The 18,835-nt window shown below is 45.7% G+C and carries 10 protein-coding genes; 7 read left to right on the top strand and 3 right to left on the bottom strand.

Annotation, left to right across the window (positions count from 1 at the left end; all coding sequences use genetic code 11):
* The first annotated feature begins 13 nt into the window (after window positions 1-13).
* The 3 genes from Q1A18_RS14785 (at window position 14) to Q1A18_RS14795 (ending at window position 7,209) form a co-directional block, all read left to right on the top strand.
* Complete coding sequence (locus tag Q1A18_RS14785; protein ID WP_299582140.1) at window positions 14-1,312, top strand: amylo-alpha-1,6-glucosidase; 1,299 nt, start codon at window positions 14-16, stop codon at window positions 1,310-1,312.
* Window positions 1,291-4,452, top strand: coding sequence for a GH92 family glycosyl hydrolase (locus Q1A18_RS14790; protein WP_299582143.1), 3,162 nt, complete (start codon window positions 1,291-1,293; stop codon window positions 4,450-4,452). The genes Q1A18_RS14785 and Q1A18_RS14790 overlap by 22 nt, the downstream gene beginning before the upstream one ends.
* 123 nt (window positions 4,453-4,575) lie before the next feature.
* Entirely contained in the window at window positions 4,576-7,209 is a 2,634-nt protein-coding gene (locus tag Q1A18_RS14795) for a beta-glucosidase (RefSeq protein ID WP_299582146.1), read from the top strand.
* 28 nt (window positions 7,210-7,237) lie between these two features.
* On the opposite strand, the gene Q1A18_RS14800 is transcribed toward Q1A18_RS14795, so the two are convergent.
* Entirely contained in the window at window positions 7,238-7,888 is a 651-nt protein-coding gene (locus Q1A18_RS14800) for a trimeric intracellular cation channel family protein (RefSeq protein WP_299582150.1), read from the bottom strand.
* Between the two features lie 402 nt (window positions 7,889-8,290).
* Between Q1A18_RS14800 and Q1A18_RS14805 the strand changes: the two genes are divergently transcribed.
* From Q1A18_RS14805 to Q1A18_RS14815, 3 genes are all read left to right on the top strand, one after another.
* Window positions 8,291-10,498, top strand: coding sequence for a DUF4838 domain-containing protein (locus Q1A18_RS14805; RefSeq protein WP_299582153.1), 2,208 nt, complete (start codon window positions 8,291-8,293; stop codon window positions 10,496-10,498).
* Between the two features lie 120 nt (window positions 10,499-10,618).
* Entirely contained in the window at window positions 10,619-12,064 is a 1,446-nt protein-coding gene (locus Q1A18_RS14810; RefSeq protein ID WP_299582156.1) for a sulfatase, read from the top strand.
* A 182-nt stretch (window positions 12,065-12,246) separates the two neighbouring features.
* Entirely contained in the window at window positions 12,247-14,532 is a 2,286-nt protein-coding gene (locus tag Q1A18_RS14815; RefSeq protein WP_299582163.1) for an ATP-dependent helicase, read from the top strand.
* Here Q1A18_RS14815 and Q1A18_RS14820 read toward each other — a convergent pair.
* Both Q1A18_RS14820 and Q1A18_RS14825 read right to left on the bottom strand, forming a co-directional pair.
* Window positions 14,529-17,213, bottom strand: a complete 2,685-nt coding sequence (locus Q1A18_RS14820) for a DEAD/DEAH box helicase (RefSeq protein WP_299582171.1) — start codon at window positions 17,211-17,213, stop codon at window positions 14,529-14,531. The genes Q1A18_RS14815 and Q1A18_RS14820 overlap by 4 nt on opposite strands.
* Window positions 17,214-17,320: 107 nt before the next feature.
* Window positions 17,321-17,647, bottom strand: a complete 327-nt coding sequence (locus Q1A18_RS14825; RefSeq protein ID WP_299582178.1) for a helix-turn-helix domain-containing protein — start codon at window positions 17,645-17,647, stop codon at window positions 17,321-17,323.
* A gap of 139 nt (window positions 17,648-17,786) precedes the next feature.
* On the opposite strand from Q1A18_RS14825, the gene Q1A18_RS14830 reads away from it, so the two are divergent.
* Entirely contained in the window at window positions 17,787-18,785 is a 999-nt protein-coding gene (locus Q1A18_RS14830; RefSeq protein ID WP_299582184.1) for a YhdH/YhfP family quinone oxidoreductase, read from the top strand.
* Window positions 18,786-18,835 lie beyond the last annotated feature (50 nt).

An 18,835-nucleotide genomic window follows, 5' to 3' on the forward strand; every position in this document is an offset into this window, starting at 1 on the left:
TAAACGAATAAAAATGAGACTTTACAAGATTTCAACAATCCTTTTACTGGCAGGGCTATTATTAAGCTCTTGCAGTTCGAAGAATAAAGAACTTGCCGAAAAAATACTTGCTGATCAAACAATGCAGGAAGTAGACAGCATGGCTCGGCAGCTGATGAAGAATGGATTTTATGCCGGATCAGGCTACCAAATGGTCTGGTCGCGCGACTTAAACACTTTTATTGAACTATCCTGTGAGGAATATGATCAGGACGTTATTCGTAAAAACCTGTTGATGTTTTTTCATTTTCAGCAGGCAAACGGCGAGTTGCTCGATGGTTATGTTCCCCGCGAAGCTTTTACTTGGGGAGATCCAAATACTTACGAATCGGAAACGGCTCCCGGACACATCGGGTTTAAAAATACGGTAGAAACGGATCAGGAAACCTCGCTGATTCAGGCTATTTGTAAATATGTGGCAAAGACGGGCGACAAGTCGATCCTTGCCGAAGAGGTGGCCGGTAAGTCTGTTTACGAGCGATTGAAATGGTCGATTAACTACTTGCTGAATGAGAGGTACGCTGCAAAATATGGCCTGATTACTGGTGCAACAACCTTTGATTGGGGAGATGTGCAGGTTGAAGGAGGTGCTGTGGTGGACGTGGATAGCCTGACTCATTGGAGCATTGATGTGTACGATAATGCGATGTTGGCCATTGCTTTGGGTAATCTGGCTGAATTAACGGATGATAACTCGGATAAACAGCGCTGGGAAACGATGCAGGAAGATCTGCTGGCGAATATTCGAAAGTATTTGTGGGATGCTGAAAACAGCAAATTTATTCCACATGTTTATCTGGATGGTTCTCCTTTTCCGGACGATTTCAACGAAAATGAAATTCATTATCATGGGGGAACGGCAGTTGCCATTGAAGCAGGCGTTTTAACCAAAGATGAGATTGCTGCAGTCCTTAAGCATATGGTGAGAAATGTTGAGCAAGCAGGCGCTCCGTCGATCGGTTTGACACTTTACCCGACTTATCGAAGCGATGTTTTGGGCAAGAATGTATCTGGCCCCTATGAATATCAGAATGGTGGAGACTGGACCTGGTTTGGCGGACGAATGATCCAACAGCTTATTGTGAATGACATGGTTGCTGAAGCCTATGAACTGGTACAACCCATGATGAACCGTGTCATTAAAAATAAAGGGTTTTACGAGTGGTATAAAATCGATGGTACTCCGGCAGGTTCTGGCGATTTCAAAGGATCTGCCGGGGTATTAGGAAAATCAATCGAACTATTTAACCAATGGGCAGAAGAAAACAAATAAAACAAAGCTTAAGCTACCTGCTTTTGTTGTGTTGTCTGGCAGGAACAAAGGCTTATGCCAAAGATCAAAGTGTGATTTGGCAAATCGGTGAAAACAACAATAGTTGTGCGGAATTTGCATTGGCCCCCAATGGCTATCCTGATTACATTACGAATGACTTTGGCTGGGAAGACAAATATTTCCTGATCGGAACATCCAATGATCAAAAAGACTGGCCATACATCATCCCCGGAACAAGTGATACCTGGGGTGGAACCTGGGGAACATCGGGATGGCGCTCAAGCACCCTGACCATTCTGTTTGGGCTGGATCAGTTGCCTCGTTCCAATGACTGGAAACTGGTGGTTGATCTTTTGGACTGCAATCCGGATGATTTGCCATTGTTTAAAGTGACGGTTAACGGGAAATCATGGAAGTACCGAATTCCGGTAATCAACCCAGCAAGTTCAATCGACAGCGCCCCAGACAAGTCTTTGGAATATCTGATCGAAATTCCCCTTCCCAAAGGGTTGGTTGCAAGTGGCGGAAATGAAATCGCCCTGACTGTTCTTGAAGGATCCTGGATTCGTTTTGATCAAATCAAACTTGAAGGGCCTAAGGGAGTGGAACTGACACACAACAAGCAGGCTTTTTTGCGAAAAGTGAAACCTGCCGATTATGAAATAGAGCATTACCGCAACAAGGCGCAACCACTATTGATTGATGTTGAGCATCTGTCCGGAACGCCTGATATGACCGTGATTCTGGATAACGAAGAAGTTTTTGCATCAACCTTGGAAGAAGGACGGTATGTATTTGAAGTGCCAATGCCGGCAGTTCAGAAAGCGCAAAAGAGCAGCTATGAAATTTGGCTTAATGGAGAAAAGCTTCAGGCAGGAAAAGTAACAAGGCAGCCGCAGGATTTAACTTCACCAGCAGGCTATGTGGATACCAAAATCGGAACTGGCCATTCCCGCTGGATGATTGCCCCGGGACCTTGGATGCCATTCAGCATGGTCAAATTAAGTCCCGACAACCAAAATGATGGCTGGCAGTCTGGTTATGAGCCGACCTTTGAGTCGGTGGCTTGCTTCTCGCACATTCACGAGTGGACCATGGCCGGATTGGGAACCATGCCCACCAATGGGGCACTTCAAACGAAAGTTGGCGATGAAAAAGATGTGGCTGGTGGTTACCGTTCGCGAATTGATAAATCAACAGAACAGGCGCCTTTGGGCTATTATAAAGTGCATTTAACCGATTATGACATTCAGGCGGAATTGACTGCAACTACTCGTTGTGGTTTTCAGCGCTATACTTTTCCGAAAGACCGCGATGGATCGCGCGTTTTGCTGGATTTGGTGATTCCATCAGAATACCGGTATGAACTGCTGGAGGCTTCTGTAAAGCAAATAGGCAAGAATACGATTGCAGGCTTTAGCCATCAGCTTTCTCCAAATACCTGGAGTGGTGGAATCTCGCAGGAGTACACCATTTACTTTGTTGTAGAGTTTGACCAGCCGATAGCCAGATTTAGTACCTGGACTGAAAATGGCGTGGAAGAAGGTGCCGCAAGCTTAAATGTTCAGGGAGCTAAAGATGCCGGAGTTATTGTTGATTTCGATACGAAAAAAAATAAGGTGGTCCAGCTTCGCACAGGTATTTCTTATGTGAGCCTTGAAAATGCAAGAGAAAATCTGAAAACTGAAGTCATTGATCCTTTTGGATGGGACTTTGAGGCCGTTCGAAAAAATAATGTTGATACCTGGAATGACCTTTTTAGTCGTGTGAAGGTGGGCAGCAATGACAAGCATGAAAAAACACGTTTTTACACCAACATGTATCGTGCTTTGTGCAGCCGCAATACTTTTAGCGATGTGAATGGCGAGTGGCGGGATGCCGGGGAAAAAATCCGAAGAATGGATGACCCGTCGTCTCCGGCTTTGGGCTGCGATGCTTTCTGGAATACCTTCTGGAACCTGAATCAGTTTTGGAATCTGGTAACGCCGGAATGGAGTAACCGTTGGGTGAAATCGCAGTTGGCCATGTATGACGCCAATGGTTGGCTGGCCAAGGGACCGGCCGGGATGGAATATGTTCCGGTGATGGTAGCTGAGCATGAGATTCCGCTGATTGTTGGTGCTTACCAAATGGGGATTCGTGACTATGATGTGGAAAAGGCTTTCGAGGCTGTGAGAAAGATGCAAACAACCCCCGCGCAGGAAGTGGGTGGAGGTTTTGCAGGTAACCGCGACTTGGTTACTTATTTGGAGCATGGCTATGTGCCCTATGACCAAGGTCGTTTTTCCAATTCGCTGGAGTATGCTTTTGACGATTGGACGGTTGGGCAGTTTGCAAAAGCCTTAGGTAAGCAGGATGATTATCAAACCTTTTCGAAACGGGGAGCTTACTGGCGAAATGTGATTGATAAGGAAACCGGCTTTGCACGGATGAAAGATTCCAAAGGGGAGTGGTTTCCTGATTTTGATCCGTACAAGTCAGGAGCCAACCATCACTATGTGGAAGGAAATGCCTGGCAGTTAACCTACTTTGTGCCCCAGGATGTACCCGCCTTAGCCCAAGTAATTGGCAAAGATCGTTTCATCGAGCGCCTGGATTGGGGATTTGGAGAAAGTGGTAAAACACGTTATAACGGGATGAATGACCAGTATTGGAATTACCCGGTAATCCAGGGAAATCAGCAGTCGATGCATTTTGCCTTTCTTTTTAACTGGGTGCAGCAGCCGTGGTTAACGCAAAAGTGGAGCCGTTCCATTTTGGACCGTTACTATGGTTATGGCATTTCCAATGCGTATTTGGGTGATGAGGATCAAGGGCAAATGAGTGCTTGGTTTATCATGGCATCCATTGGGCTGTTCCAAACGGATGGTGGTTGCCGCGTTGATCCGGTCTATGAAATTGGCAGCCCCTTGTTTGAAAAAGTGGAGATTGATTTGGGCAAACGCTTTGGACGGGGTACCCAGTTTACCATTGAAGCGAAACATGCCTCACGACAGAATAAATATGTCCAATCAGCTAAGTTGAATGGCAAAAAGTTGAACGATTTTAAGTTTCCGGCCAGCGAATTGTTAAAAGGCGGAAAACTCGAATTGGAAATGGGACCTGAGCCGAATAAGAATTGGGGCGTGGGTTCCAAGTAGATAAGATTATTAATTGATTTAACGGAAGTCTCTTGTCATTCGCAAAAGACTTCCGTTTGTATTTAGCTTGTACGAAAAATCTCGTATATTTACAGACCAGAACAGAATAGTTAAAACCAGCTAATGATGAAACGAACGACATTGCTATTTGTCTTTATTTTTGGCCTGTTAATTCAGGCATCTGCTCAATATGAATTTCCTTTTCAAAATCCTGATTTACCGATTGATGAACGGGTAGAAGACGTCGTATCTCGCTTGAGCGTCGAAGAAAAAATAAGTCAGTTGCTTTACGAAGCACCTGCCGTTGAGCGTTTGGGGATTCCCAAGTATAATTGGTGGAACGAGTGTTTGCATGGAGTTGCCCGCGCCGGTTATGCAACCGTATTTCCACAGTCTATTTCTATTGCCGCTTCATGGGACAAGCCTTTGATGAACCGTGTTGCATCGGTTATCTCAGATGAAGCCCGGGCAAAACATCATGAATTTGTTCGCCAAGGGGAACGCGGAATTTACCAGGGATTGACGTTTTGGTCACCCAACATCAACATTTTTAGGGATCCCCGATGGGGACGTGGGCATGAGACTTATGGTGAAGATCCATACCTGACCGGACAAATGGGAAAAGAATTTGTATTGGGACTGCAGGGTGGCGATTCCGATTACCTGAAAGTAGTTGCTACAGCTAAACACTATGCTGTGCACTCCGGGCCAGAACCAATACGTCATGAATTTAATGCCGAAGTTAGTGAGCGCGATTTGCGTGAGACTTATTTGCCTGCCTTTCGCACTTTAGTTGTTGATGGAGGTGTTTATTCGGTGATGGGAGCTTACAACCGGTTTCGCGGAGAACCTGCTTGTGCCAGCCCTCAATTGTTCGATATTTTGCGGAAAGAATGGGGCTTTGAAGGCTATGTCGTTTCCGATTGTTGGGCAATTTCCGACTTCTTTCAATTTCACAAGATTGTTCCCGACGCTGCTTCGGCTGCAGCCATGGCTGTTACCGAAGGCTGTGACTTGAATTGTGGCGTAAGCTATAAAGCGCTGGATGAAGCTTTGGAAAAAGGCCTTGTGACTGAAGAGGCAATTGATATTGCCGCAAAGCGCTTGTTTAAAACACGGATCAAGCTGGGCATGTTTGATCCCGTTGAGCGGGTAGAATATGCTCAAATTCCTTTTGAGGTGAATGATAATCCAGCTCACGACTTGTTGGCTCGTGAAGCGGCCCGGTCAAGTATCGTGTTATTGAAGAATGAAAATTTACTTCCCCTTTCGAAAGAACTGAATACAATTGCAGTTATTGGTCCTAATGCGGACGATGTGCAATCGCTTTGGGGAAATTACAATGGGGTTCCTTCGCATCCGGTCACCGTTTTGCAGGGAATTCGAAATAAGCTTGAGCCGCAAACAAGAGTGCTGTACGCTCAAGGTTCCGATTTGGCTGAAGGAGTTCCAGCGATGGAGTCAATTCCTTCTATTTATTTGCAAACCAAAAATGGAGAACAGGGACTGCTTGGTGAATATTTTGCCAACAGTGAGTTTGAAGGACAGCCTTTATATACGCAGGTCGATGATCGTGTCGATTTTGCCTGGGACATCGGAACTCCCGATCCTCGCTTGGAAAGCGGACAATTCAGTATTCGTTGGTCAGGCTATGTAACTGCCCCTAAAGATGGGCGTTATTATTTTAGTGATTGGGGCAAGCCATACATGAAAATTACGGTGAACGGCACTGAAGTAACTGGCGGAAATCATGAACATCATGCTGCTCTTAATCCTGTTTCGTTGAACCTGAAAGCCGGTGAGCAGTACGAAATTGTTGCAGAATACCGGAATTACTATGGTGATGCAACAGCCCGCTTGATGTGGACAACTCCCAAAGGAGACATGGTGAAAGAGGCAGTAGCAATAGCTGAAATGTCGGATGTGGTAGTTTTAGCGCTTGGCTTGAACGAACGTTTGGAAGGGGAAGAAATGAAAGTGAAAACCGATGGCTTCGAAGGAGGCGACCGGACGCATCTGAACTTGCCCACAACGCAGGTTGAATTGATGAAAGCTGTGATAGCTACAGGTAAGCCGGTTGTTTTGGTATTGATCAATGGAAGTGCTTTGTCGGTCAATTGGGCTACTCAAAATATCCCCGCCATTCTAACGGCAGGTTATCCCGGACAGCAAGGGGGAAATGCAGTTGCCGATGTTTTGTTTGGCGATTACAATCCGGCCGGACGTTTGCCTGTGACTTATTACCAATCGGTGGAGCAACTTCCTCCATTTGAAAACTACGACATGGAAGGGCGTACTTACCGTTATTTTAAAGGACAGCCTCTTTTTCCTTTCGGCTATGGTTTGAGTTATTCGTCGTTTAGTTATGCCAATTTGCAAGTTCCCGGAAAGGTAGGCATGAATGAGCCGATTGAAATTTCTGTTGAGGTGACCAACACCGGCGAATGGGATGGCGATGAAGTGGTTCAATTGTACCTGACTGACGAGAAAGCTTCTACGCCACGGCCGATTCGTCAGCTGGAAGGTTTTGAGCGTATTCACCTAAAAAAGGGAGAAACAAAAATGGTGAGCTTTACCGTGGAGCCACGACAATTGTCGCTGATCAACAAAAAAGATCAACGTGTAGTAGAACCAGGATGGTTTTCGGTTTCTGTAGGAGGAAAACAGGCCGGATTTAGCGGGCAAGCTGATGCCGGAACAACAGAGACCGTTTCGGGACGTTTTCAACTCAAAGGAAAGACTACCGTAATTCAATAATTTGTTTGCTGGTTGTTCGCCAACAGGCCTAGTCTTCCAACATTTGTCGGTCTTCTTTACGATAAAGAGAAGGGAGCGAAATGTTGTAGTGGACAACCAGCAGACGAATAACAATGATGAAAAGTACCGGAACAATTTGTAGCACGGGGTTGATCACTTCAAAGTGATTTAGCAGCAGGTAAAAGATGGATCCCAGGATGCAAACGGTGGCGTAAACTTCTTTCTTGAAAATAACAGGAACTTCGTTGGTTAGAATATCGCGTAAAATACCACCAAACACACCGGTAATGGTTCCCAGAATAATACAGTTGACAGCTGCCAGTTCATACTCAATTCCAATCTGAACACCAGTAATGGTATAAAGAGCAAGTCCAATGGCATCGAAAAATACGAGTGGACGATGAATGTGCAGCAGGCGAGAGCGAAAAACAACGGCAAAGATGGTTCCAACCATAATGATGTGGATGTAGCCGGTTTGCTCAATCCAGAAGGCTGAACGACCAGTGAGCAGCATATCCCGAATGGTTCCGCCTCCCACAGCCGTCACAAAGGCGATAATCAGCACCCCAAATGCATCAAAGCGTTTTGACATGGCGGTGAGTGTTCCGGAGATGGCCAAAACAAATGACCCCAAAATACTAATGATATTCATCGCGTCTTCCATTGTGCTTAACTGCATGTGCTTTCTGTTTAGATTGTTATTACCTGTCAAAAAAAGGTTAGGAATACCTCACCCTACTTTATTCCCTCTGTTTTTTGAGGCGGCAATATTACACATTTTTAAGTTGAAAAGAAGAGACATTAGTCGCCACTTTTCTGGCTTCATAATGAATGCTTAATACGCAGCGCCTTGAAGGGGAGAATACGAGAACATTTCACCAGCGAATCCGGAAGATAACCGTTTCAGGATCCCTTTTCTATCGCTTTTACTCCAGTGTGAAAAAAAGCTGAAAACCCTTTATCCTCTCCTGTTTATCGTTCAGGCTCCTGATATTTTTTCTAACTTCGTTGTACGAAACTCAAGCATGGGGAGTTCTCCAATTACACGGATGATTCATTAACTCACTATAAACGAATTCGAATGAAAAAACTACTCTTAATCCTACTAGCCGTAGCTACCTTGGGGGCTTGTACCTCCAAAAACGAACTGGCCATCATCAAAAATGGCCGCTCCAACTATGAAATCCAGATTAATGATCAGGCCTGCCAGCAAGCAGCAGAGCAACTTCAACATTACCTGGAAAAAGCATCAAGCGTCAAGCTTCCCATTGTAATGGAAAGCGATGCAGACCCTTCCTCCCCTGCAATTTTGGTTTACACAAACGCGGGCTTACCACAGGCACATTCCATTTCCATTCAAACCGAGGGAAAAAACCTGCTCATCTCGGGAGGCGATGCACAAAGTACAGGCTACGCTGTTTACGAGTTTCTCGAGCAATATGTAGGCTGCCGATGGTTTTCGCCGAGCGTTGAGCAGGTACCGAGCAGTTCAACTATCAGCTTGGCTCTTCCGGTCAACCTGGTGTACACGCCCGAGATTACCACAAGAACGGTCCATTCCCGCCTGTTTTACGAAGACCATGCCTTTGCTGATCATCAAAAAGTGACTACAGAAGCCTTTCCAAGCTATGTTCCTGAAGGCCGGGTGCACACTTTTCATCGCTTTGTTCCCGAGCTCAATTTCTACGGCAAGCATCCTGAATACTATGCGCTGCGGGGTAAAAAGCGACTTCCAACCCAATTGTGTTTAACCAATCCGGAAGTACTGAAGATTGTTATCGACTCCGTTCAAGTATGGTTTGACCGATACCCGGATGCCCAAGTGATTTCGGTAAGCCAAAACGACAACACACAGCATTGTCAATGCGAGAACTGTCAAAAGATTGATGAGGAAGAAGGTTCGTCCAGTGGCAGCATGATTCGTTTTGTGAATGCCGTTGCTCAGGCATTTCCGGATAAAACCATTTCAACCTTGGCTTACCAATACACCCGCAAGCCATGCAAAACCAAGCCCCTTGACAATGTGCTGGTCACCCTTTGCTCCATTGAATGCGACCGGAGTGCACCAATCGAAGAAAAATGCAGCGATTTCGCTGAAGACCTCATCGGCTGGCAACAACTGACCGACCACATTCGCATTTGGGATTATACCACTCAGTTTACCAACTTTCTGGCTCCTTTCCCAAATATGAATACCCTGCAACCCAACATCCAGTTTTTCAGGGATAACCACGCCACCTGGATTTTTGAACAACACAGCCACAATCCAAGTGAGCTATTTGAGTTGCGCTCCTATGTAACAGCCAAACTTTTGTGGAATCCTGATCTGGATGTCGAGGCCATCATCAACGATTTTATGCAAGGATATTACGAAGAAGCCGGCCCTGCCATCAAGAAATACATTGACTTGGTTCATGCATCCTTAGAAAGCGATCCGGATTTCTTCCTATACCTGTACGGCGACCCAGCACAGGCATTTAACTCCTTCCTTTCGCCTGACCTGCTCAAACAGTACAATGCCTTTTTTGATGAGGCAGAAGCAGCTGTTGCCGATAAGCCAGCTGTTTTGCAACGGGTACGAACTGCACGGATCAGTACAGACTATGCCCAACTGGAGATGGCCCGCAATGGGATGTCGCCGGATTACCAATTGCTGGCTAATGGAACCATCTCACCCGATGTGCAAGCACGCCTCAATCGTTTTGCATCCAGCTGTGAGCAGGCCAAGATCAGCCTGATGAATGAGATGGGCTATACTGTGGATGAATACCTGAGTGCTTTTGAGCAAACACTGGAACGGGCCGCTCAACCAAACCTGGCACGAGGAGCAAAAGTGAAGCTACTCACCCAACCAAAGAAATACGCCGACGAAAATCCCCAAGTACTTACCGACGGCGCTTTGGGTGGCAGTAACTTTTTTGCCAACTGGCTGGGCTTTGAAGGGAATGATATGGAAGTAGTGATTGATTTAGGAGAGGCCAAGAGCTTTAGCAATATTTCTGTTGGCTTCTTACAGGTAACCAACCACATTGTATTCTTCCCAAAATCGGTGACTTTCTCCGCTTCAAACGACAACAACAACTTCCGGAAACTTCAAACTGTTTCAACCCAAAAACCAATCAGTAAGGACAGTAACCGGAATGACCTGGAGTACTTCAAAGCCAGCTTCCCGGAAACTCAGGCCCGCTACATTAAGCTTGCCGCCAAAAACGTAAGTAAAGCTCCGGTATGGCACAATGCTGCCGGCCTGCCGGTATGGATTTTTGCCGACGAAGTGATCGTAAACTAAGCAAACTTTTAGTCAGGCACGCGCTGTTTGGATATTTACGAACTAAAAAGGAAATACCGCTGGCGGTCATTACAGGCCGCCAGCTAAAAAAAAATAAATCAGATTTATACCCAGTACATCATGAAAATCACGCAGTTTAAATTTTTAGGAATCTTCCTGCTCGCTTTTGGAGGGGCTTGTAATAATTCGGAGATTGAACAAAATACCAAGCCCAATGTGGTTTTGTTTTATCTTGACGACAGCGGGTATGGAGATTTTGCCCATAATGGTAACCCGACTATAAAGACACCAAATATTTCGAAGCTGAAGGAGAGTGGCGTCAACTTCACGCAGTTTTATGTGGGCACAGCAGCCTGTTCCGCATCGCGTTATTCGTTGATGACCGGACGTTATCCGGGGCGCTCGGGATTAGGGTCCTGGGTAATTAACCCGGGATCAGCCAGGCATATTCATGAAAAGGAAATTACGCTGGCCGAGGGACTGAAGTCGGTTGGGTATAAAACCGGCATGTTCGGCAAGTGGCATTTGGGATCGCCGAATGAGGGCAATGGGTTTTCGCAGGAAACCTTGCCGCTGGCGCATGGTTTCGATGAATGGATTGGAACCAATGTGTCGCACGACTACAGTAATTCCATGCTTCTGAAGAGTGATCCACAGGGGAACAACCCGATTCCCGGATATGACTTGATTGCTAAAAATCTGCCATCGGATGTAAAAGCTTCGGAGTCCTTGACCGGGGTGTGTACCAAAGCCGCCATCGATTTTATTAAACGCAATAAGGAAAACCCGTTTTTTGCCTATATTCCCTATAACATGCCACACCTGGGGCTTTTTGTCAGTGACAAGTTTAAAGGTATTTCGCGCAATGGAACGCTTGGAGATGTGATGGAAGAGCTTGATGCCGCCATTGGCGCGGTTTGTCAAACTTTAGAAGAGGTTGGTGTGAGCGACAATACCATTGTTATTTTTTCTTCGGACAATGGACCATGGATTCTTTTCAGTGATAAGTCCGAATCGAAGTATGGCGATACGCGTTTGCAGGTTGGTTATGCCACTCCTTTTCGCGATGGTAAAGGCTCAACCTGGGAAGGCGGACATCGTGTGCCCGGTATTATCAGTTGGCCTGCCAAAATCAAAGGAAACCGCAACGAGCAAACACCAATCAGCACCTTAGACATATTGCCAACAATTTTCGCAATTGCCGGTGTTGACTTGCCGCAGGATCGCACCATTGATGGACGAGACATTCGTTCGATACTGATGCCTGAAAAATATCCCGGTCAGCCCGACGACTTTAATTTTATCTATTCCTATGCCGACAATCAGGCTTCTGCTATCCGAAAAGGCCCGTGGAAATTGCACATTCGCATTGGCTCGCAAACCAAAAATAACTATGGTTTTACGGCATCGCGGGAGACGCCTTTGTTGTTTCAGGTTGAAAAGGACTTGGGCGAAAGAATTGATGTGGCCAGCGAGCATCCCGAAAAAGTTTCGGAACTGTTAACCGAATTAGAGCGCTTTGAAAAGCAGATGAAAGCGGAAGGCTCTTTTTGGGATGAAAAATAGGACCGGAGAGGTGCTTGGTTTTGCGCTAAACTGAACTTGGTACAGCTGTTTTTTGTGGAGTTGGTTGTTGAGGATGTCTTTAGTTCTCAGCAGCCAACTCCACCAATAAATCATTGGCTGGGTTTCACTTTATTTTGTGAGCCAAAATATTGCTCTACATTTGTGGCTTCAATCATCAATTTATGCGTTATAAGCATCTTCGTTCGCAACTAAAAGGTGCCCGGCAAGATAGTTTTGATGAGCTTGCCAAGGCTTTTGAAGCAGATGTAACGGGCATGCAGCCAACGTTTACACCTGTTATCAGTGAGCCTGTTTCTGATTACAAGCAGGAGATTGAGCGGATTCGTCAAATTGATGCGAAACTGGGATATACTTTTGAACGCCTCAATAAACATCAGCGGCATGCTGTGTTTCATCGGGCCCCAAATGTCCTCCTTTCAGCCATGGTGGGCAGTGGCAAAACCACCGTTCTGATTGCTAAAATCTTTTACCTTCATTTTGTTGAGCAAGTTCCTTTTGAGCAGATTGTGGTATTGACATTTACCAACAAGGCGGCCCGCGAAATAAAAGAGCGAATTGCTGTTTTTTTGGGTGAAGTGGATGCTGGGATGAACGAACAGTTGCGCTACTTTGGCACTTTTCATGCGGTGGCCCGTCAGCTTTTGCAAGAACATCCTCTGTTGCCTGAAGTGGGGTTCAAACCCGGTTTCATGATCATGGATGAACCGGAAAAACAGGCCTTTCTGGAACGCTTGATTGTTCAGGAGAACCTGGAGATTAAATATCAAAATAAGTTGGCAAAACGTTGGCAAAAGTTCCACCAGAATGGTGAAACAACCATGGGCAACATGAAGTATGAGGATGATTTTGCTGAATTGTCACTTTGGGCAGAGCAAGAGAAGCGCCGCACCAACACCATGGACTTCGATGATTTAATCAGCTTGTGCAACACTTTAATGAAGAAACAGCAGAGCCTTCAACCCAAGTGGATTGTGGTGGATGAGTTTCAGGATTGCAATGCAGAACAACTTCAGTTGATTGAGTTGTTAAGAGGCAAGGATGCTCAGTTGTTTGTGGTGGGCGATCAAAACCAAAGCATCTATGGCTGGCGGGGGAGCAGGGAACATCTGTTTCAGGAAGTGCACCCCAAATGGGAGGCTGTTTGGATGGAGCTTCCGCAAAATTACCGGAGTACGGGCACCATTCTTTCGGCTGCAGAAACCTTGCTTCAGCGTAACCAGGGAAGCCTGATTGCCACCCGTCAAAGTGGAACTCCTATCGAAATTATCCGTCACTTTGATGATCAGCAGGAAGCCTTTTACCTGCGGGAGAAGCTGCTTAGCCTGCAAAAGCAGCAGGTTGCCTTGGATACGGTTGCTGTTTTGTTTCGCACCCATCAACAAATCAAAATTGTGGAAACAGTACTGGAGCAAGCTGCTATTCCGTATCAGTTGGTAAAACGAAGTGAATTGCACGAAAACCCTGCGCAGGCATTTTTACTTCGAATTTTCAAAGTGTCTATCAATCCGAATGATTTTGATGCTTGTTTGGCCTTGATTTGCGATCCCAATTTTGGAACCTGTAAACGAAGCAAAAAGCTCATTCAGACTCTCCGGGAACGGAATACGGGAACTTCTGTTTTGAGAGCACTTCGTGATTATATTTCCACGCTAAAACAGCCGGCAACAGCCCATGTTCGGCTGATGGATCAATTGGAACGTTTCAAAGACGAATTTTTGCCCGAGACCGATGCCTCGGCAGAGCAGCTCATCGACTTTCTGGAGATTCGCTCCATTCTGAAGCCCACTTCAATTCATCATGCGGAATACCTGGCTGCCATAACTGAAGCCTGGGAGCAACTGACGCGCTACCGGAAAGAGCAGGGGTGGGGAGATGCAACTTCAATCTTTCATGTGGCCATCGATCAGGTTGTGTTGGAAGGATCGTTTCAGATTAACGATCGGATTAAGGGAAAGGGCCAGGGCGTGCACTTGCTCACAATTCATGCTTCGAAAGGCCTGGAGTTTGATCGGGTGTACCTGGCAGGGGTGAATACCGGGATCATTCCTTTAGCCCGCCACCAACGCGGGAGTGAAAATCTGAAAGAAGAGAAGCGCCTTTTGTTTGTTGCAATAACCCGAGGAAAAAATCAGGTTGAGATTGGCTGGCATGCGCAACCCACGCTGCGTCATGTCGAACCAAAACCTTCTTATTTTCTGAATGCCATTCCTGAGATGCTGCTAAAGCGAAGCGTTTCGGTTGCCGATGTTGCTAAACCCGTTTCGGAAGAGCACGAGTCCGACCTTTGGAAGAAGGACATGTTGGTGCAACACAAAAAGTACGGCCCAGGCAAAGTGATTGCCGTTGAGGAAAAGGAACTGATTTGTAATTTCGACGCTGTAGGAGAAAAATCCTTTTCCAAAGCGTTTGCCAAGGTATTGCTGGAAAAAATTGCGGGCAGCGCTTAATCCTCTTTTTGACCACCCATCATCCGACGAATCTTCAGCTCTTTTCGCAAGTCTGTTTCACTGGCGGCCTGCAAGCTTAAAGTGTACGAAACGGGAACATCAACCACGGCTGATAATTCTTTTTTCAAGTCTTTTATAACGGTTTCAGTGTTCGCTATTTTCAATATGGCAGGAGGAAGATACAAGGTGATTCTTTCGGCCGATTGTTCCACTCGGCTCACCTCTTTCAGAAACTTAGCCCCGAAGCGGGATTCCTGATTGAAGCGGTCCAGTAGTCCTTCCCAATCGCTTTTAATTGCTTCCCACTTTATTTTCGGCAAATCCGTTTGCTGAGGTCCTTTTCGATCCACTCCGGCCAAAGGCGATTGCAGTTCCTTATAGAAATTACGGAGCGCCCAAAGAATCAGGTTTTTATCAATCCGGTGATCGCCCACACAAACCGGGCACCCGGTTTTACAGCTACAGCTTTTTACCAGAATGCCTGCATTTTGAATAATCTGATCAATGTAATCAAATACTTTTTCAGAAAAGCCCAGTCCACCGGGATAGCCGTCATACAATACCACAGCATACTTGGTTCGCTTGGTTTCTGCATCAACAAATGAAAGGACAGAACCTTCCAGATCACTGTCGGTAGCCATTACCCGCATCGAAGCCGCTGCTTTTATGCAATGAACCAGGCCTTCGGTGTAATCAAACCGTGGCACTTTTCCTTCAGGAGTTCCTTGTTCCAGCGCAGGAGCTTTGCCGGTAGCCACAAATGTACGCACCACATTTTCGGGGATTTCAATCCAGCAAGCTTCTGTTTCCATCTTTGTGCGTAAAATCTCCGACAAATCAGTAAATCCCAGATTTTGATGTGTATTGAATTCGACCATTTTAAAACCGGTGATCAATATGGTCACCCGCACATCGCCGAAGTAACGATTGATTCGCTGTTCTTTGTGTTGCTCATGTTCCATTAAAATGGTTATGTTTCCCGGCTTGTGTGGTTCGGTATAATAGTTTGAATTGACTTTTTTGATGAAAGCAGTTTTGCTCTCCAGATCTAAACGGATTGATTTGTACTGAACGCTATCGTGCAGATAAATAGCTCCCGGGTAAAATTCTTTTTTAGCCTGAATCAGATCGACAACCGTTACTGTTTCCTCTTTTTCCATGTCAACCACTTTGATGGTGTCGCCCGTAATGTTGCGCAAACTGATTTCATGTGCAGGCGAAATGTCTCCACTCCATTGATAGGTGTTGTTTTGTTCAGCCAGCTCACCTTCATGCTGCAACAAAGGGATTATTTCACCCAAATCGGGAAATGAAGCTACATCGTCAATGGTTAATGGCAGTTCGGCAGAGGCTGCCCGAATATGAGCCAGCTGGATATAAAGGTTGTCCCGGTCGATGATGGCATTCTCAGAATCGGCCTGTAACAGCCAGTCGGGGTGCTTCCCCACGTATTGATCCAAGGGTTTCTCTTTGAGCAAGACAATGGCATGTGCCTCAGAGCCATTTCTTCCGGCCCGGCCTAACTGTTGCCAGAAGCTGGCACGTGTTCCCGGAAATCCGCCCATTATAACGGCGTCTAAACTACCGATGTCAATTCCCAGCTCCAGTGCATTGGTTGAAACAACTCCCAGCAGAGCCCCTTCAACTAGGTCTGTTTCAATTTTAGTTCGTTCTACAGGCGTATATCCTCCTCGATAGGCTGATAGTTTATCGGACATGTTGATGCCATATTCCATTGGATCGGAGGCCAAAATGTCGCGACTCTCTTTGGTCACAATCTCGGTTTCGCGACGCGATTGACAAAAGGTAATGGAACGGACGCCCGACAGCACCAACTGGGGGAGTAGCACTTTGAGTTCTTCGGTAACTGCTTTTTTGCGCTGGGCTTTTTCTAAATATTCCGGTTGAAAGAAATGAATGTGTTTGGTCGGCGAGGGCGATCCATCCTGATCAACCAGTTCAAAGGGGGTGTGGCAAATATTTTCAGCCAATTCCTGTGGATTGGCAATGGTTGCCGAACTGCACAAAAAGCGAGGTCGGTTACCATGATAATCACAAATTCGCAACAACCGGCGAAATACATTGGAAACATGCGAACCAAATGCGCCACGATAGGCGTGAAGCTCATCAATCACAAGTGTGTCGAGATTGGCAAATAGGTGCGGAAACCCATATTTATTGTGGTTGGGCAAAAAGCCTGCATTCATCATATCCGGATTAGTCAGAATGATGTTGGCCTGCTCGCGAATCCGGCTGCGCTCATTGGGAGGCGTATCACCATCGTAAACGCCTGCTTGTATTTTGTTTTCGCCAAAGAAGGCGACAAACTCTTTGATGTTGCGGTACTGGTCTTTCGCCAAGGCCTTGGTTGGGTAAATAAAAATAGCCCGGCGTGCTGGATTTTCCAGAATGCGTTGCACCACGGGCAGGTAAAACGACAAAGACTTTCCGCTGGCCGTGCCGGTGGTAATCACGACACTTTTGCCGGCGTATGCTTTTTCGAACATTTCAGCCTGGTGCGAGTAGAGTTTTTCGTATCCGTTTTGTGTCATCCAATTTTGTAATTCAGGATGCAGGCTTGTCGGTGGTTCAACAAAAATGGCCGGACGGGCTTTTAGCTGGCGGCTTGCGATAATACGCTCATCATGTTTCAATAAAATTCGGGATACGGCATTACTCATTGCTTTGCTTCTTTTAGATACCGGCAAAGATAGGTTTTATCATTCTCCGGGGGCATTCATTTTCATAGTTCCTGAAATGATGGGGCATTCAGTTGGGACTATGGGAATTAGTCTTCGTCTTTAGCAATGCTCTTTTCAAAAAGCAAACCGCCCTTGTACATTCCCTTTAAAACAGGTTGTATTTCCTCACCAAGTGTGGTTAGGCTATATTCTACGCGAGGTGGAACTTCCGGATATACCGTTCGGCTAATCAACCCATCAGCCTCCAGCTCTTTTAGTTGTTTGGTGAGCATGCGCTCACTGATGTCCGGCAAAAGCTTTACCAATTCACTGTATCGCTTCTTCCCCTGAAACAAATGAAGAATAATCGTTCCTTTTCTTTTTCCCTTAATTGTATTGATGAACGTATCTATCGGACAATAACTTTTTTTCATTTATTTTTTCTTTCAATATCCTGTGGCAGAACAAAACGGTATGAAATGTTCGTAAGCGTACTTGGTGTGAGTTCTTGTTGGTCTGTATATTTTCATAGAACTTTGCCGTAAAGTTACTTAAAACGATAAAATAGTAATCATGAATAGACAATCAACATTTAAAGCATTGGTCGTTGAGGAAGTGGATGGGGCTTTTACACGAGAGATAAAATCAAAGTTAGTAAGTGACTTACCTGAAGGCGATTTACTGATTAAGGTTCACTATTCTTCGCTGAATTACAAAGATGCGCTTTCGGCGAGCGGTAATAAAGGTGTTACCCGGAAATATCCGCATACGCCCGGTATTGATGCGGTTGGCATAGTGTTGTCTTCGAAGTCGGCCCGATTTAAATCAGGAGATCAAGTCATTGTAACAAGTTATGATTTGGGAATGAATACCGATGGCGGTTTTAGCGAATTGATCAGCGTTCCTGAAGATTGGGCGGTTAAGTTACCTGAAAACCTGAGCATGAAAGAGGCAATGATTATTGGAACAGCTGGTTTGACAGCCGGGATGTCGGTATTAAGACTCACTGAAACAATCGAGCCAGAGGATGGCGAAATCATTGTTTCGGGGGCTACGGGTGGCGTAGGAGCTTTAAGTATTTCCATTCTGAATAAACTGGGGTATCGAATAGCAGCCATTACCGGCAAAGAAACAGCGCGTGATTTTCTGATGAAGCTGGGAGCTGATACGATTATCCTGCGAAGCGATTTTGAAGCTTTGGCGAATAAGCCGCTATTAAAACCTGTTTATGCCGGAGCTATAGATACGGTGGGTGGAGTTATTTTAGAAAATATACTAAAATCAACAAACCCCATGGGGGTGGTTACTTGCTGTGGCAATGTGGCCTCACCAAAACTTGAGCTAACGGTGTTTCCTTTCATTTTGAGGGGGGTAACTTTGATTGGAATCGATTCTCAAAACTATCCGATGCGCTATCGGGAGCAGGTTTGGAATAAATTGGCAAACGACTGGAAACCGGATAATTTAGCCGATACGTGTACCGAAATCAGCTTGAATGAGCTCAATGATAAAATTGACTTAATGCTTCGTGGAGAATTGAAAGGACGGACGGTATTGAATATGGTGGACTAAAACCGGTTTTATAGCTCGTCAGGTTCTATTATGTATTACTTATCCGGATT

This window comes from uncultured Sunxiuqinia sp. (genome assembly GCF_947495665.1).
GTDB classification, from domain to species: Bacteria; Bacteroidota; Bacteroidia; order Bacteroidales; family Prolixibacteraceae; genus Sunxiuqinia; species Sunxiuqinia rutila.

Excerpts from the sequence above, each read along its gene's own strand:
- Q1A18_RS14785 (WP_299582140.1), top strand. The coding sequence starts at position 14 with ATGAGACTTTACAAGATTTCAACAATCCTTTTACTGGCAGGGCTATTA.
- Q1A18_RS14790 (WP_299582143.1), top strand. The coding sequence starts at position 1,291 with ATGGGCAGAAGAAAACAAATAAAACAAAGCTTAAGCTACCTGCTTTTG.
- Q1A18_RS14795 (WP_299582146.1), top strand. The coding sequence starts at position 4,576 with ATGATGAAACGAACGACATTGCTATTTGTCTTTATTTTTGGCCTGTTA.
- Q1A18_RS14800 (WP_299582150.1), bottom strand. The coding sequence starts at position 7,888 with ATGCAGTTAAGCACAATGGAAGACGCGATGAATATCATTAGTATTTTG.
- Q1A18_RS14805 (WP_299582153.1), top strand. The coding sequence starts at position 8,291 with ATGAAAAAACTACTCTTAATCCTACTAGCCGTAGCTACCTTGGGGGCT.
- Q1A18_RS14810 (WP_299582156.1), top strand. The coding sequence starts at position 10,619 with ATGAAAATCACGCAGTTTAAATTTTTAGGAATCTTCCTGCTCGCTTTT.
- Q1A18_RS14815 (WP_299582163.1), top strand. The coding sequence starts at position 12,247 with ATGCGTTATAAGCATCTTCGTTCGCAACTAAAAGGTGCCCGGCAAGAT.
- Q1A18_RS14820 (WP_299582171.1), bottom strand. The coding sequence starts at position 17,213 with ATGAGTAATGCCGTATCCCGAATTTTATTGAAACATGATGAGCGTATT.
- Q1A18_RS14825 (WP_299582178.1), bottom strand. The coding sequence starts at position 17,647 with ATGAAAAAAAGTTATTGTCCGATAGATACGTTCATCAATACAATTAAG.
- Q1A18_RS14830 (WP_299582184.1), top strand. The coding sequence starts at position 17,787 with ATGAATAGACAATCAACATTTAAAGCATTGGTCGTTGAGGAAGTGGAT.